The organism is Actinoplanes flavus (genome assembly GCF_017592555.1).
Taxonomy (GTDB): domain Bacteria; phylum Actinomycetota; class Actinomycetes; order Mycobacteriales; family Micromonosporaceae; genus Actinoplanes; species Actinoplanes flavus.
This window is the reverse complement of record NZ_JAGFNS010000002.1, coordinates 472,120-487,206: the sequence shown is the minus strand read 5'-3', so window position 1 is coordinate 487,206 and position 15,087 is coordinate 472,120. Positions and strand designations below refer to the sequence as shown.

Annotated in this window: 13 protein-coding genes; 6 read left to right on the top strand and 7 right to left on the bottom strand. The window is 71.3% G+C overall.

Translation table 11 applies throughout. The features are described from left to right. Positions 1-12: 12 nt before the first annotated feature. Positions 13-2,208 (top strand): heavy metal translocating P-type ATPase, encoded by a 2,196-nt coding sequence (locus J5X75_RS05265; RefSeq protein ID WP_208466118.1) that lies wholly within the window; start codon positions 13-15, stop codon positions 2,206-2,208. A 40-nt stretch (positions 2,209-2,248) separates the two neighbouring features. On the opposite strand, the gene tuf is transcribed toward J5X75_RS05265, so the two are convergent. The 4 genes from tuf to J5X75_RS05245 all read right to left on the bottom strand — a co-directional run bounded on the left by tuf (position 2,249) and on the right by J5X75_RS05245 (position 5,584). Next, a complete protein-coding gene (gene tuf, locus J5X75_RS05260; RefSeq protein WP_208466117.1) occupies positions 2,249-3,439 on the bottom strand; it encodes an elongation factor Tu in 1,191 nt (396 codons plus the stop codon). 237 nt (positions 3,440-3,676) lie between these two features. After that, on the bottom strand, positions 3,677-4,021 hold the full coding sequence (locus tag J5X75_RS05255) for a nuclear transport factor 2 family protein (protein WP_208466116.1): 345 nt from the start codon (positions 4,019-4,021) through the stop codon (positions 3,677-3,679). A 40-nt stretch (positions 4,022-4,061) separates the two neighbouring features. Next, positions 4,062-4,703 carry a response regulator gene (locus J5X75_RS05250; RefSeq protein ID WP_307797931.1) on the bottom strand — a complete coding sequence of 214 codons (642 nt, stop codon included), beginning with the start codon at positions 4,701-4,703 and terminating at the stop codon, positions 4,062-4,064. Positions 4,704-4,738: 35 nt separating this feature from the next. Continuing rightward, positions 4,739-5,584, bottom strand: a complete 846-nt coding sequence (locus J5X75_RS05245; protein WP_208466115.1) for a sensor histidine kinase — start codon at positions 5,582-5,584, stop codon at positions 4,739-4,741. 100 nt (positions 5,585-5,684) lie between these two features. On the opposite strand from J5X75_RS05245, the gene J5X75_RS05240 reads away from it, so the two are divergent. The 5 genes from J5X75_RS05240 (at position 5,685) to J5X75_RS05220 (ending at position 11,007) form a co-directional block, all read left to right on the top strand. Next, positions 5,685-6,395 (top strand): ABC transporter ATP-binding protein, encoded by a 711-nt coding sequence (locus J5X75_RS05240; protein WP_208466114.1) that lies wholly within the window; start codon positions 5,685-5,687, stop codon positions 6,393-6,395. Next, positions 6,392-7,138, top strand: coding sequence for a hypothetical protein (locus tag J5X75_RS05235; RefSeq protein ID WP_208466113.1), 747 nt, complete (start codon positions 6,392-6,394; stop codon positions 7,136-7,138). The genes J5X75_RS05240 and J5X75_RS05235 overlap by 4 nt, the downstream gene beginning before the upstream one ends. Then, positions 7,135-7,797: a hypothetical protein gene (locus tag J5X75_RS05230; RefSeq protein ID WP_208466112.1), complete on the top strand. Its 663-nt coding sequence runs from the start codon at positions 7,135-7,137 to the stop codon at positions 7,795-7,797. The genes J5X75_RS05235 and J5X75_RS05230 overlap by 4 nt, the downstream gene beginning before the upstream one ends. Beyond that, positions 7,763-8,617, top strand: a complete 855-nt coding sequence (locus tag J5X75_RS05225; protein WP_208466111.1) for a CDP-alcohol phosphatidyltransferase family protein — start codon at positions 7,763-7,765, stop codon at positions 8,615-8,617. Before J5X75_RS05230 ends, J5X75_RS05225 begins: the two co-directional genes overlap by 35 nt. Positions 8,618-8,778: 161 nt before the next feature. Next, complete coding sequence (locus J5X75_RS05220; protein WP_208466110.1) at positions 8,779-11,007, top strand: carbohydrate-binding module family 20 domain-containing protein; 2,229 nt, start codon at positions 8,779-8,781, stop codon at positions 11,005-11,007. A gap of 21 nt (positions 11,008-11,028) precedes the next feature. Here J5X75_RS05220 and J5X75_RS05215 read toward each other — a convergent pair whose 3' ends face one another. From J5X75_RS05215 to J5X75_RS05205, 3 genes are read right to left on the bottom strand one after another with little or no spacing between them, the layout of a single operon-like run. Next, the gene (locus tag J5X75_RS05215) at positions 11,029-12,732 is read right to left on the bottom strand and encodes a glycerol-3-phosphate dehydrogenase/oxidase (RefSeq protein WP_372450838.1); all 1,704 of its coding nucleotides are present in this window, start codon (positions 12,730-12,732) and stop codon (positions 11,029-11,031) included. Continuing rightward, a complete protein-coding gene (gene glpK, locus J5X75_RS05210) occupies positions 12,729-14,234 on the bottom strand; it encodes a glycerol kinase GlpK (protein ID WP_208466108.1) in 1,506 nt (501 codons plus the stop codon). Before glpK ends, J5X75_RS05215 begins: the two co-directional genes overlap by 4 nt. After that, on the bottom strand, positions 14,227-15,069 hold the full coding sequence (locus J5X75_RS05205; protein WP_208466107.1) for an MIP/aquaporin family protein: 843 nt from the start codon (positions 15,067-15,069) through the stop codon (positions 14,227-14,229). Before J5X75_RS05205 ends, glpK begins: the two co-directional genes overlap by 8 nt. Between the last annotated feature and the right edge of the window lie 18 nt (positions 15,070-15,087).

The following is a 15,087-nucleotide window of genomic DNA, read 5'->3' as shown; positions in this document are numbered from 1 at the left end:
GGGATGACCGCCATGAGCCTGCAAACCTCTCCTCAGCTGATCGAACTCGAGATCGGCGGGATGACCTGCGCGTCCTGCGCGGCCCGGATCGAGAAGAAGCTGAACCGGATGGACGGGGTGACCGCCACGGTCAACTACGCCACCGAGAAGGCGACGGTGACGGCCGGCCCGGGCGTCACCACGGACGATCTGATCGCCACGGTCGAGCAGACCGGATATTCCGCCAAAATCCCGGAAAAGATGGAAGAAGCGCCGCCAGCGCATGATCCACTCCGGACCCGGCTGATCGTGGCGATCGTGCTCAGCGTGCCGGTGATCCTGCTCGCCATGGTTCCGGCCTGGCAGTTCACCTACTGGCAGTGGGCCTCGCTGACCCTGGCCGCGCCGGTGGTCGTCTACGGCGGCTGGCCGTTCCACCGGGCGGCCGCGATCAACCTGCGGCACGGCGCGGCGACCATGGACACGCTGGTCTCGCTGGGGACGATCGCGGCGTTCGGCTGGTCGCTGTGGGCGCTGTTCTTCGGCACGGCCGGCGAGCCGGGCATGACCCACCCGTTCAGCCTGGCGATCAGCCGCACCGACGGCGCCGGGGCCATCTATCTGGAGGCGGCCGCCGGGGTGACCATGTTCATCCTGGCCGGGCGGTACTTCGAGGCCCGGTCCAAGCGGCGGGCCGGCGACGCGCTGCGGGCGCTGCTGGAACTGGGCGCGAAGGACGTCGCGATCCTCCGGAACGGGATCGAGACCAGGGTGCCGGTGGACCAGCTCACCCCGGAAACGATCTTCGTGGTCCGGCCGGGCGAGAAGATCGCCACCGACGGCGTGGTCGAGGAGGGGTCGTCGGCGGTCGACCGGTCGATGCTGACCGGCGAGAGCGTCCCCGTCGAGATCGGGCCGGGCGGCGAGGTGGCCGGCGGCACGGTGAACGCGGGCGGCCGCCTGATCGTGCGGGCCACCCGGGTCGGCGCCGACACCCAGCTGGCGCAGATGGCCCGGCTGGTCGAGCAGGCGCAGGCCGGCAAGGCGGAGGTGCAGCGGCTCGCCGACCGGATCTCGGCGGTGTTCGTGCCGATCGTGATCACGCTGGCGGTGGCGACGCTGGGCTGGTGGTACGGGACCGGCGCCGGCTGGACGGCCGCGTTCACCGCCGCGGTGGCCGTGCTGATCATCGCCTGCCCGTGCGCGCTCGGCCTGGCCACGCCGACGGCGCTGCTGGTCGGCACCGGCCGGGGCGCGCAGCTCGGCATCCTGATCAAGGGTCCGGAGGCGCTGGAGTCGACCCGCCGGGTGGACACCATCGTCCTGGACAAGACGGGCACGGTCACCACCGGCATGATGAAGCTGGTCGCCGTGCTGCCCGACGATCCGGAGCTGCTGCGGCTCACGGCCTCGGTGGAGGCGGCGTCGGAACACCCCATCGCTCACGCGATCGCGGCCGGGGTGAGCGATCACCTTCCGGTGAGTGGGTTCACCAGCTTCGAGGGCTTGGGCGTACGGGGAACCGCCGGCGATCGTGACGTTCTCGCCGGGCGGATCGGTCTCCTGGAGCGGGAGGGGTTCGAGGTCCCCGCCGAGGTCGCCCGGATCGCCGCCGAGCAGGAGGCGGCCGGCCGCACCGCGATCGTGGCCGGCTGGGACGGTCGGGCCCACGGTGTGCTGGCCGTCGCCGACACGGTCAAGCCGACCAGCGCCACCGCGGTCGCCGGGCTGCGCCGCCTGGGGTTGACCCCGGTGCTGCTGACCGGCGACAACGAGACGGTGGCCCGGGCCGTGGCGGCCGAGGTCGGCATCGACGAGGTGATCGCCGGGGTGCTGCCGGCCGGCAAGGTGGACGTGATCCGGCGGTTGCAGTCGGACGGCCGGGTGGTGGCGATGGCCGGCGACGGGGTGAACGACGCGGCCGCCCTCGCCCAGTCCGACCTGGGGCTGGCCATGGGCACCGGCACCGACGTGGCGATCGAGGCGTCCGATCTGACCCTGGTACGAGGTGATCTGACCGCCGCGGTGGACGCGATCCGGCTGTCCCGGCGGACCCTGGGGATCATCAAGGGCAACCTGTTCTGGGCGTTCGGGTACAACGTGGCGGCGCTGCCACTGGCCGCCGCCGGACTGCTCAACCCGATGATCGCCGGCGCCGCGATGGCCTTCTCGTCGGTCTTCGTGGTGGCCAACAGCCTCCGCCTGCGCCGCTTCCGGCCCCTGTACTGACGGTTCGGCCCCGGCGTCCTCACGCCGGGGCCGGACCGGATCAGTCCAGGACGGCGGTCACCGTGCCGGCGGCGACGGTGCGGTTGCCCTCGCGGACCGCGAAGCCCATGCCGGCCTCCAGGGCGATCGGCTTGCCCAGGGTGACGGTCACCCGGTCCAGGGTGTCGCCGGGCAGGACCAGGTCACGGTCGCCGAGGTCCATCCCGCCGGGCACGTCGGTGGTGTGGAAGTAGAACTGCGGCCGGTAGTCCGCCGCGAACGGCGTGTGCCGGCCTCCCTCGGCGCTGGTCAGCGCGTACATCCGGGCGGTGAAGACCCGGTGCGGGCGCACGCTGGACGGCGCCGCGAGAACCTGGCCCCGCTGCACCTGGTCGCGCTTGATCCCGCGCAGCAGGACGGCGGCGTTGTCGCCGGCCTGCGCCGACTCCAGCACCTTGCCGAACGTCTCCAGGCCGGTGGCGACGCTGGCGACGGTCGGTCCGAGCCCGACCACCTCGACCGGCTCGCCCGCGCGCAGCTCGCCCCGCTCCACCTTGCCGGTGACGACGGTGCCGCGGCCGCTGATCGACAGGACGTTCTCGATCGGCATGAGGAACGGCTCGCCCAGCTCGCGCGGCGGGATCGGCACGTAGGTGTCGACCGCGTCGAGCAGCTCGCCGATCGACGCCACCCAGCGCGGGTCGCCGTCGAGGGCCTTGAGCGCGCTGACCCGGACCACCGGCACCTCGTCGCCGGGGAAGCCGTAGGCCGACAGCAGCTCACGGACCTCCAGCTCGACCAGGTCGAGCAGCTCCGGGTCCTCGGCCATGTCGCTCTTGTTGAGGGCCACCACCAGGTACGGCACGCCGACCCGCTGGGCGAGCAGCACGTGCTCGCGGGTCTGCGGCATCGACCCGTCCTGCGCCGAGACGACCAGGATCGCGCCGTCCACCTGCGCCGCGCCGGTGATCATGTTCTTCACGTAGTCGGCGTGGCCGGGCATGTCGACGTGGGCGTAGTGGCGGGACGCGGTCTCGTACTCGACGTGGGCGATGGTGATGGTGATGCCGCGGGCGGCCTCCTCCGGGGCCTTGTCGATCCCCTCGAACGCGACGTACCGGTTGGTTGCCGGGTCGCGGTCGGCGAGAACCTTCGTGATCGCGGCGGTGAGGGTCGTCTTGCCGTGGTCGACGTGACCCATCGTGCCGATGTTGAGGTGTGGCTTCGTACGGATGAACTGGCTCTTGGCCATGGTTGCGAGTCCTCACTGGATGCGAGGCGGGAGGTGGTGCGCGGCCCGATGCCAGCCGGGACGCGCCAGAACCACGCACGGAGCAGCCACCCCTCCCCTGGGTTCTGCTGCTGGTGGGGAGGGGTCAGACTCGCGAATCAAGGCGCGCGGGAGCCACCACGAGGGGCAGCTGCTGACCGGGCGCGAAGAACATGCCGACGACGGTAGCCGGGGCCCGGCGCCCGCGCGACCGGTTTTCTACAGTGGGCGGCTGACGTCCCAGTGTTCGACGATCAGCCCGTCCTCGAAGCGCCAGATGTCGACGACCGCCTCGGACGGGCCCTCGGCCGGGATCAGGGTGTAGTGGGCCACCACGAACTCGTCGTCCGCGATGACGTGTTGCAGGTCGAGCTGGGCGGTGGCGATCGGTGAGTCGACGATGAACTCGATCCAGGCGTCGCGGCCGGCCGGGGCGCCCGGGCTGTGTGACAGGAAATCCTCGCGGAGGATCTCGCGGAGGACCTCGACCTCGCCGGCCGCGAACCGGCCGAAGGCATCGAGGAACCGTCTCTTGTTCTCTTCCGCCACATCGATGTCAGTCATGTGGACACCGTCGCACCTCGCCGATCGGGGTTCAAGGCGCTCAGGCGCGGGGGCGGACCAGCCCGGCGTCGAAGGCGGCGATCACCAGCTGGGCGCGGTCGCGGGCGGCCAGTTTGGCGAGCAGATGGGTGATGTGGGTCTTCACCGTCTTGACCGAGATGCCCAGCGCCGTGGCGATCTCGTCGTTGGCCAGGCCGTTGCCGATCAGGGCGAGCACCTCCACCTCGCGGGGCGTGAGGTGCCGCAGCGCACGGACCCGTTCCGGCCGGGGCGCCGCCACGTACTGGGCCACCAGCCGGGTGAGGATCGACGGGGCGAACAGCGACTCGCCGCGGCCGGTGCGCCGGACCGCGTCCACCAGGTCCTCCGGCCGGGCGTCCTTGAGCAGGAAACCGGAAGCTCCCGCCTGGAGGGCCTCGTAGACGTACTCGTCCAGTTCGAACATGCTGAGCACCAGCACCCGGACGCCGGTCAGGGCCGGGTCGGCGCAGATCCGCCGGGTCGCTTCGAGACCGTCGACACCCGGCATGCGTACGTCCATGAGCACCACGTCCGGCCGCGCCGCCCGGGCCCGCAGCACCGCCTCGGCACCGTCCGCGGCCTGCCCGGCCACCTCGATGTCCGGCTCGTGCCCGAGGATCACGGCGAGGCTCTGCCGCAGCAGCGGCTGGTCGTCGACCACCAGGACGCGGGTGACCCCGTCGACCGGCTCCAGGCTCACCGGGGCTCGTCCGGGATCCGGGCGGTGAGGCGGAAGCCCGCCTCGACCCGCTCGGCCGACAGGGTGCCGCCCAGGCTGCCGACGCGTTCCCGCAGCCCGGCAAGCCCGTGCCCGGCGCCCGGGGTGGGCCGCCAGCCGTGGGCCGGGCCGCTGTCGGCGACGCTCACCACCACCTGCCCACCGTCGCGGCGCACCCGGACCGTGGCGTCGGCCGGGCCGGCGTGCCGGGCCGTGTTGGCGAGGCCCTCCCGGACCGTCCGGCAGATCGCCACCTGGACGCCCGGTGGCACGTCCCCGAGCTCACCGGTGTGCAGGCTGGCCCGCACCCCGGCGGCCGCGGCGGCCGCGACGATGCCGGGCAGCGCGGCGAGCCCCTCCACCGGCGCGCGCGGGCCGGGCGCGGCGGGTTCGCGCAGCACGCCGAGCATGCGGCGCAGTTCGGCGGTGGCGTCGCGGCTGGTCTGCTCGATGTCGTCGAGGGCGGCCCGGACCTCGGCGGGCGCGGGCAGGTGCCGGGTGGCCGCCGCCCGTACGGTGATCAGCCCCAGCCCGTGCGACACGAGATCATGCAGGTCGCGGGCGATGTGCAGCCGTTCGGCGAGCACCGCCTCGGTGGCCGCCCACGCGGTGAGCCGCCGCTCGTAGGCGGCCCGGTCGGCCCGCCACCGGCGCACCGCCCACACGGCCGCGGTGGCCGCCCCGCCGCCGATCACCACCGGGATGATCCGGGACAGCGGGCCGGACGTCCCGACCGTGCACATGGCCATGATCAGCACCGCGGCGACGACCACGACGACCGGCACGGCCCGGCTGCGCCATGCGGGCCGGGGGTTGGCGTTCACCGGGCCGACTCTATTCCTCGGACCTGGGTCGTAGACGGGCGGCGCGATCCCCGATCACGGTCCGATGTGCCCGCGCCGGTCCACCGGTTGACTTCCCCCTATGATCACGATCGATGGCGTCATCCGGGTCCGCGGCCGGACCCGGGTCCTGCACGAGGTGAGTTTCACGGCGCGGCCCGGCCGGGTGACCGGGTTCCTCGGGCCGAACGGGGCGGGCAAGACGTCCACGCTGCGGGTGCTGCTCGGCCTGGACCGTCCGCAGGGCGGGACCGTGCTGATCGACGGCCGCCGGTACGCCGACCACGACCGCCCGCTCACCGTGGCCGGGGCGCTGCTGGACGGCAGCGGGGCCCACCGTTCCCGGTCGGCGCGGGCCCATCTGCGCTGGGTGGCGGCGAGCAACGGGCTGCCCCGTTCCCGGGTCGGCGAGGTGCTGGACCTGGTGGGGCTGGGCGCCGAGGCGGGTAAGCGGGCCGGCCGGTTCTCGCTGGGGATGAGCCGCCGTCTGGGGCTGGCCACCGCGCTGCTCGGCGATCCGCCCGTGCTGATCCTGGACGAGCCGGTGAACGGGCTGGACCCGGCCGGGATCCGGTGGATGCGCACGTTCCTGCGGGACAGCGCGGCCGCCGGGCGGACCGTGCTGCTCTCCAGTCACCTGATGGGCGAGCTCGCGGAGACCGTCGACGACGTGGTGATCATCGACCGCGGCCGGGTGGTGGCGTCCGGTGAGCTGGCCGAGGTGATCGGCGGGCACGCCACCCTGGAGGACGCGTTCCTGGCGAAGACCGGGAGCGAGGGCGTGTCGTGGTGAGCCTTCTCGACGCCGAGCTGCGGAAACTGCTCGGGTTGCGTACCGCCTGGGTGGGCCTGCTGGTGGGTTTCCTGGCCGCGCCGGCGCTGGTGTTCGTGTCGGCCGGCGGCACCCGCCGGGCGATCGCCGAGGGCCTCTACACCGACTCGTCCGACCTGGGGTTCCAGACGCTGGGCATCGGTGTGCTGGGCGCGATGATCCTCGGCGTGGTGACGGTGAGCAGCGAGTACACGCCCACCGGGGAGGACGCGCCGGGCGCCCGGCAGCTCACCGCCACGCTGGCGGCGATGCCCCGGCGGGCCCGGCTGCTGACCGCGAAGGGTGCCGCGCTGACGCTGGTGGTGGCGGTGCAGGGGCTGGTCACGACGGTGGCGACGCTGGCGCTGACCCGGCTGGTGCACGGTTCGCTGGTGCCGTCGCCGGCGCCCGGGCGGCTGGCCGGGGCGGTCCTCTACTGGGTGCTGATCGGGCTGCTGGCGTACGCCCTCACGCTGATCTTCCGCAACGGGATCGTCACGCTGACCGTGCTGGTGGTGAACTCGTCGATCGTCTCGGTGTCCTACCTGCTGACCAAGGTGACCAGCGCGGCCGTCTACCTGCCGGACATCGTGGGGGCGCACCTGTTCCTGAACGAGGTGGGTGACCACGACGTCGCCCCGGTGACCGCCGGGCTGGTGATGGCGGCGTGGGTGGCGGCGCTGCTGGCCCTGGCCGGGTGGCTGTTCGGCAGGCGGGACGCGTGAACGCGGTCCGGGCCGAGCTGGAGAAGCTGCTCACCCTGCCGTCGCTGGCGCTCACCCTGGGCCTGACGTGGGCGGTCACGCTGCTGCTGGACGCGCTGGATCCGCCCGGGGGTTCGGTGCTGCCGTACGGGCAGGTGGGGTTTCTGATCCTGGGGGTGCTGGCGACGGCCCACGAGTACCAGGGCGGCGGCCAGATCCGGACCACGCTGCTGGCGATGCCGCGGCGGTACCGTCTCGTGGCGGCGAAGGCGGTGGCGCTGGTGGTGCTGGCGGCGCCGGCCGCGCTGCTGGTCGCGGGTACCGCCGGGGAGCCGGACGGGACGCTTCCGCTGGTGGTGGACGCGCTGGTCGCGGCCGGGGTGGGGATGCTGGTGCGGCATCCGGTCGGGGCCGCGGGGGCGGTGCTCATCGCGTACGAGATCGGGTTGCCCTTGATCCGCACGCGCTGGGGTGAGGTGACCGGCTGGCTGCCGCCCGCCGGTTTGCTGATCTTCGGGGTGCGTCCGTGGTGTTCGCGCGCCGCGACGGGGCAGCCTGATCTTGACTCCAGGGTGTTCAATACGCGCAGCGCGGGGTCCCACCCCAGAAACACCCTCGCGCTCGCCCCCCCGAGGAGAGACAGCGATGGCACAGCGACCCTCGCTCGCGGAGATCCGTGAGCGCACCTACAAGCGCCGGGACTCCTGGTGGACGGTGTGGCTGGTGGATCCGCTCGCGTCCCGGCTGGTGTGGCTGGTCGCCCCGTGGCGCCGGGTCACGCCGAACGCGCTGAGCCTGGGCGCGTTCGTGCTGGGCCTGGGTGCGGCGGCCGCGTTCTGGCAGGCGGAGTACCGGTGGCTGCTGGCCGGCGCGCTGCTGTTCCACCTGGGTTTCGTGCTGGACTGCATGGACGGCAAGATCGCCCGGCTGAACGGGACGGGGTCGCTGTTCGGCACCTGGCTGGACTACGTCTTCGACCGGCTGCGGGTGGTGGTCTGCTCGCTGGCGCTGTTCGGCGGGCAGTGGCACCACACCGGCGAGACCCTCTACCTGTGGCTGGCCGCGGCCGTCATCTTCCTGGACATGTTCCGCTACCTGAACGCGCTCCAGATGCAGAAGGTCAAGCTGACCATGAAGGAGAACCTGACGGCCGCGGCCGAGGCGGCCGGCCGGGTGATGACGTACGCCGAGGAGACCGACGAGGAGGTCCCGCTCGACGGCGCGGAGACGCGGTCCACGATCGACGTGCACGGCGACTTCCGCGCCCGGTTCGGTGGTTTCCTCAACTTCCGCAACTTCCTGCTACGACAGCGCATCCGCGCACACGTGTTCAGCGGCATCGAGTTCATGATGTTCGTCTTCATCATCGGGCCGGTGACCGGACTGCTCGTACCGGTCATGATCGCCGCCGGCCTCCTGCTGCTGGCCTTCGAGTCACTGCTGGTCTACAAGCTCTGGACCACCACCAGGACCTATCAGAGGCGGATCGCCGTCCTCTGAGCACACAGCTCACACACAGCCCCGGCGGGTCTCCCGCCGGGGCTTTCTTTCACAGGTGAGAACCTCTTTACGGGCATGACACGGCTTGGTAATTTCCTGAAACCGCTTGCAAGAACTTGCAACAATCCTTAGCGCTGCCCTCCGTAGAAGAAGGCATCCCCATGTCATTGCGCTCCCGCAGACTCCTTGCCGCGTCCGTCTCCGCCCTCGCCGCTCTCGCGGCCGGCCTCACCGCCGTCACCCTGCCGGGCACCGCCTCGGCCGCCGTCGGCCTCAACGACAGCGACGTCACCGCCAACCTGTGGTCGTGGAACTGGGACTCGGTCTCGTCCGCGTGCACCGACCACCTCGGCCCGGCCGGGTACGGCGCGGTCCAGGTCGCACCGCCCGCCGAGTCGGTGAGCCTCGCCACCAGCGACAGCGGCGCGCACCCGTGGTGGGAGATCTACCAGCCGGTGTCGTACAACCTGACCAGCCGGTTCGGCACCCGCGCCGAGTTCACCGCCATGGTCGCCGCCTGCCACGACGCCGGCGTCCGGGTCTATGTGGACGCGGTCGTCAACCACATGGCCGGCGCCAACAACACGCTGACCACCACCTACGGCGGGTCGACGTTCAACCCGTCCGGTTACGCCTACCCCGCGGTGCCGTACGTCTACGACGACTTCCACCACGCCAACGACGGCTACTGCGCCGACGACGACGCGGTGATCGACGACTGGAACAACGTCGCCGAGGTCCAGAACTGCATGCTGCTGTCGCTGTCGGACCTGAGGACGCAGAGCGGCACCGTGCAGACGAAGATCGCCACCTACCTGAACGACCTGATCGGCCTCGGTGTCGACGGGTTCCGGGTGGACGCCGCCAAGCACGTGGCCAAGGCCGACTTCGCCGCGATCGTCGCGAAGCTGAACAACACCACGGCCGAGGGCGTCAAGCCGTACATCGCGCAGGAGATCTTCACCGGCGCGTCCAACAGCGAGCTGCTGCCGTCGGCGTTCACCGCCAACGGTGACGTGCTCGGCTTCTCCTACGCGATGGGCCTCAAGACCCAGTTCACCAACGGGACGCTGGGCAACCTGTCGACGATTCCGTCGTGGAGCCTCGACGCGACGAGCGCGCAGACCGCCGCCATGGTCACCAACCACGACCTGGAGCGCGACGGCACCACGCTGCGCTACCAGGACGGGACCAGGTACACGCTGGCCAACTACTTCCTGCTGGCCTACCCGTACGGGCAGCCGTTCGTCTACGACGGCTTCACCTTCTCCACCTCGTCGACCGGGCAGTCGCCGCCCGCCGACGCCGGCGGTTTCGTCACCGACACCAACTGCTCGAACGGCGCCTGGCAGTGCCTCACCCGGTCGACCGGCGTCAAGGGCATGGTGGCCTGGCACAACACCACCCAGTCCGTCACCTCGGCGTCCAACTGGACCACCACCAGCGGCAACGTCATCGGATTCAGCCGCGGCTCGCTCGGCTGGTTCGGCCTGAACAACTCGTCCAGCGCGTCGACCGCCACCTACCCCACCGGCCTGGCCGACGGCGTCTACTGCGACCGGATCACCGGCGGCGCGTCCGGCACCGGCTGCAACGGCACCGCGATCACCGTCTCCGGCGGCACCGCGTCGGTCACCATCCCGGCCAACAGCGCCGTGGCGATCGACGTCGACGCCACCTCCGGCGGCGGCACCGGCTCCCCGACCGCCTCGCCTTCGGCTTCGGCCACCAGCGCGAGCCCCTCGCCCAGCGTGACCAGCTCACCCACGCCGTCGCCCAGCGTCACGACCAGCGCCGGTACGGTCGCCGCGACCTTCAACGTGTACGCCACCACCACGACCGGCACCGACGTCTGGGTGGTCGGCTCGAACGCGGCCCTGGGCAGCTGGAACACGGCGAACGCGGTCAAGCTGTCGGCCGCCGGCTACCCGATCTGGACGTCGACGGTGCCGATCCCGTCCGGCACCGGCTTCGAGTACAAGTACATCAAGAAGGACGCCTCCGGGAACGTCACCTGGGAGAGCAACGCCAACCGGTCGGTGAGCACCGGCACCTCGGCGATCTCCTTCACCAACAGCTGGAACGTGGCGAACGCCGGCGCCACCGCGGTCACCTTCAACGAGACGGCGACCACCAGCACCGGGCAGAACGTCTACCTGGTCGGCTCGATCGACTCCCTCGGCGCCTGGAACACCGCCAACGCGATCCCGCTGTCGTCGGCGTCCTACCCGGCCTGGAGCCGGCTGGTGATCGTCCCGCAGAGCACCACCTTCGCCTACAAGTACATCAAGAAGGACGCCTCCGGGAACGTCACCTGGGAGTCCGGCGGCAACCGGTCGTACACCACCGGCACCGCGGCGGCGTACGCCGTCAGCGACACCTGGAAGTAGCGCACCGCCGAGCGGCCCGCCTCATCGCACGCGCACCGGCACCACGTCCGGTGCGCCGAGGCGGGCCGCGTCGGCCGTCTCGTCGTCCTGCTGCTCCTGCGAGGCGCGTTCCGCCGCCACCCGCAGGCGGTAGTTCTCCACCTCCCGGTCACGCTGCTCGACCGTCCAGCCGAGCACCCGGCCCATCAGCTCGGCCGCGTGCGGGGCGGCCACCACACCGCGGTCGAACGTCTCGATCGAGATGCGGGTCCGCCTGGTCAGCACGTCCACCAGGTGCCGGGCGCCCTCGGCGGCGGCCGCGTAGACGAACTCGGCACGCAGGTAGTCGTCGGCGCCCTCGATCGGGCGGCCCAGATCCGCGTCGTCACGGATCAGCGCCAGCACCTCGTGGATCAGCGCGCCGTACCGGCCGAGCAGGTGCTCGACCCGGGCCACGTGCAGGCCGGACTCGGCGGCCAGGAGGCCCCGGCGGTTCCACAGCGCCGGATAGCCGTCGGCGCCGAGCAGCGGCACCCGGTCGGTGACCGAGCGCGGCACTCGACGGGCCAGGTTGTGCACGCAGGCGTCGATCGCGTCCTTGGCCATCACCCGGTACGTCGTGTACTTGCCGCCGGCCACCACCACGAGCCCCGGGACCGGGCTCGACACCGAATGCTCCCGGGACAGCTGCGAGGTCGACTCCGACTCGCCGGACAGCAGCGGCCGCAGCCCGGCGTAGACGCCCTCCACGTCGGCGCGTTCCAGCGGGGTCGCGAGGACCTTGTTGACCTCGCGGAGCAGGTAGTCGATGTCCTTGCTGGACGCCGCCGGATGCGCCTTGTCGAGCCGCCAGTCGGTGTCGGTGGTGCCGATGATCCAGTGCCGGCCCCACGGGATGACGAACAGCACGCTGGTGGCGGTCCGCAGGATCAGCCCGGTCGACGACTGGATCCGGTCACGGGGAACCACCAGGTGGATGCCCTTGGAGGCGCGTACGTGGAACCGCCCCCGTTCGCCGACCAGCGACTGGGTGTCGTCGGTCCACACGCCGGTGGCGTTGACGATCTGCTGGGCGCGGATCTCGTACGTCCGGTCGTGTTCCAGGTCGTGCACCCGGACCCCGGTCATCCGCGAGCCCTCCCGCAGGAAGCCGACGACCTCGGTCCGGGTGACCACGTGGGCGCCGTGGGCGGCCGCGGTCCGGGCCAGGAACAGGGTGTGCCGGGCGTCGTCGACCTGCGCGTCGTAGTACTGCAACGCGCCGACCAGGGAGTCCCGGCGCAGCGACGGGCAGGCCCGCAACGCGCCGCGCCGGGTCAGATGCCGGTGCCGGGGCATGTTCGCCCAGCCGGCCAGGGTGTCGTAGAGGGTGACGCCCGCCCCGGCGTACAGGCGTTCCCAGCCGCGGTGCTTGAGCGGGTAGAGGAACCGGACCGGGCGGGCCAGGTGCGGGGCGAGGCGGTGCAGGATCAGCCCCCGCTCCCGCAGCGCCTCGCGGACCAGCCCGAAGTCCAGCATCTCCAGGTAGCGCAGCCCGCCGTGGATCAGTTTGCTGGACCGGCTGGACGTGCCGGAGGCGAGGTCGCGCGCCTCGACGAGGCCCACGGTCAGTCCCCGTGTGACCGCGTCGAGCGCGCAACCCGCCCCCACCACTCCCCCACCGATCACCAGCACGTCGACTTCCCGCTGCTCGAGAGCTTGCAAAGCGGCGTCCCGGTACGAAGGAGAGAGAGCCGTCATGATCAGTCCACATCCACCCAGTCGAGGGTCCGCTGCACCGCCTTCTTCCACTTCCCGAAGCCCTGGTCCCGCTGTTCGGCGGACCAGCCCGGCTGCCAGCGCTGCGACTCGTTCCAGTTCTCCCGCAGCTCGTCGGTGTTCTTCCAGAACCCGACCGCCAGGCCGGCCGCGTAGGCGGCGCCCAGGGCGGTGGTCTCGGCGACCACCGGGCGGCTGACCGGCACCCCGAGCACGTCGGCCTGGATCTGCATGCACAGGTTGTTGACGGTGATGCCGCCGTCGACCTTGAGCACGTCCAGGGTCACGCCGGAGTCCTGAGCCATGGCGTCGACCACGTCCCGGGTCTGGTAGCAGATCGCCTCGAGGGTGGCCCGGGCGATGTGCGCGTCGGTGTTGAACCGGGACAGCCCGACGATCGCGCCGCGGGCGTCGGAACGCCAGTACGGCGCGAACAGCCCGGAGAACGCCGGGACGAAGTAGACGCCGCCGTTGTCCGGCACCTGCGCGGCCAGCGTCTCGCTCTCCCCGGCCGACTTGATGACGTGCAGCTGGTCGCGCAGCCACTGCACGGCCGAGCCGGTGACCGCGATCGAACCTTCCAGCGCGTAGACCGGGGCGGCGTCGCCGAACTTGTAGCAGACCGTGGTGAGCAGGCCGTTCTCCGAGCGCACCAGGTTCGTACCGGTGTTGAGCAGCATGAAGTTGCCGGTGCCGTAGGTGTTCTTGGCCTCGCCCGGGTTGAAGCAGACCTGCCCGACCGTGGCGGCCTGCTGGTCGCCGAGGTCGCCGGTGAGCGGCACGTCCCCGCCGAGCGGCCCGTCGACGTGCGCGACGCCGTACCCGTTGGGGTCGGACGACGGGCGGATCTCCGGCAGCATGGCCCGCGGAATGCCGAAGAAGGACAGCAGTTCGTCGTCCCAGTCGAGGGTCTCCAGGTTCATCAGCATGGTGCGGCTGGCGTTCGTCACGTCGGTGACGTGGTTGCCGCGCGTGATGTTCCACAGCAGCCAGGAGTCGGTGTTGCCGAACAGGGCGTCACCGCGCTCGGCGGCCTCCCGGGCCCCCTCGACGTTCTCCAGAATCCACTGGATCTTGCCGCCGGAGAAGTAGGTGGCGGGCGGCAGGCCGGCCTTGCGGCGGATCACGTCGCCGCGGCCGTCCCGGTCCAGGGCGGAGGCGATCCGGTCGGTACGGGTGTCCTGCCAGACGATCGCGTTGTAGTACGGCCGCCCGGTCCGCCGGTCCCACACCACGGTGGTCTCGCGCTGGTTGGTGATGCCCACCGCGGCCAGATCGGAGGCGCTCAGATTCGCCTTCTGCATCGCGGTCCGCACGACCGCGACGGTCCGCTCCCAGATCTCGATCGGGTTGTGCTCGACCCAGCCGGCCCGCGGCAGGATCTGCTCGTGTTCGAGCTGGTGCCGGGCCACCTCGTTGCCGCCATGGTCGAAGATCATGAATCGCGTGCTGGTGGTCCCCTGGTCCACCGCACCCACGAAGTCAGCCACGGGTCGCCTCCACTTCTGTCTCGTCTCTCGGCGTCGGGACGCGTCCCGGCTCCGGCGGTTCGGCCGACGGAAGGAACCGTCCGATCAGAGTCTGGTACAAACCGGCGCCCACGATGCCACCGATGATCGGCCCGACTATCGGGATCCAGAAATAGAGATACCCGGTCTGATCTCGGAACGCGCCCTCGTAGCCGGTCAGGAAACTCGCGAGTCGCGGCCCGAAGTCGCGGGCCGGGTTGATCGCGTAGCCGGCGTTGGTGCCCCAGGCCATGCCGATCGCGACCACGAGCAGGCCCATTACGACCGGCCCGAGGTTGGCGGCCGGCGCCGTGTTGTTCATGTCGGTCAGCGCCAGGATGACGAAGAGCAGGATCGCCGTACCGATGATCTGGTCGCGGAAAGCGCCCCACTCACCCACCGGAAGCGTCCCGTTGCCGGGCAGTGTGGAGAAGACGCCCTGCGTCTTGATCGTCAGATCGGGGTCGGCGGCCCGCAGCACCTCGGTGTAGTTCCAGCGCACGAGCAGCGCGGCGACGAACGCGCCGAGGAACTGGGCGATCGAGTACGGGGCCACCTTCCGCCAGGAGAAGCCCTTGAAGACGGCGAGCGCGATGGTCACCGCCGGGTTGAGATGGGCGCCGCTGATCCGCGCCGCCGTGTAGACGCCGAGCGTCACACCCAGGCCCCAGGCCCAGGCGATGCTGTCGTGGTCCCCGATCTCGGCGGCGGCGACCTGCGCCACCACCCCCACGCCGAACAGAATCAGAATCATGGTGCCGGCGAACTCGGCCGCCAACTCGCCGGCGAGCCCTGGAAGTTTGAGTCGTGTTGCCATGCTCCCTCCCTGCATCGA

Excerpts from the sequence above, each read along its gene's own strand:
- J5X75_RS05255 (WP_208466116.1), bottom strand. The coding sequence starts at position 4,021 with ATGACTGACATCGATGTGGCGGAAGAGAACAAGAGACGGTTCCTCGAT.
- J5X75_RS05205 (WP_208466107.1), bottom strand. The coding sequence starts at position 15,069 with ATGGCAACACGACTCAAACTTCCAGGGCTCGCCGGCGAGTTGGCGGCC.
- J5X75_RS05225 (WP_208466111.1), top strand. The coding sequence starts at position 7,763 with ATGGCACAGCGACCCTCGCTCGCGGAGATCCGTGAGCGCACCTACAAG.
- J5X75_RS05240 (WP_208466114.1), top strand. The coding sequence starts at position 5,685 with ATGATCACGATCGATGGCGTCATCCGGGTCCGCGGCCGGACCCGGGTC.
- J5X75_RS05265 (WP_208466118.1), top strand. The coding sequence starts at position 13 with ATGAGCCTGCAAACCTCTCCTCAGCTGATCGAACTCGAGATCGGCGGG.
- tuf (WP_208466117.1), bottom strand. The coding sequence starts at position 3,439 with ATGGCCAAGAGCCAGTTCATCCGTACGAAGCCACACCTCAACATCGGC.
- J5X75_RS05220 (WP_208466110.1), top strand. The coding sequence starts at position 8,779 with ATGTCATTGCGCTCCCGCAGACTCCTTGCCGCGTCCGTCTCCGCCCTC.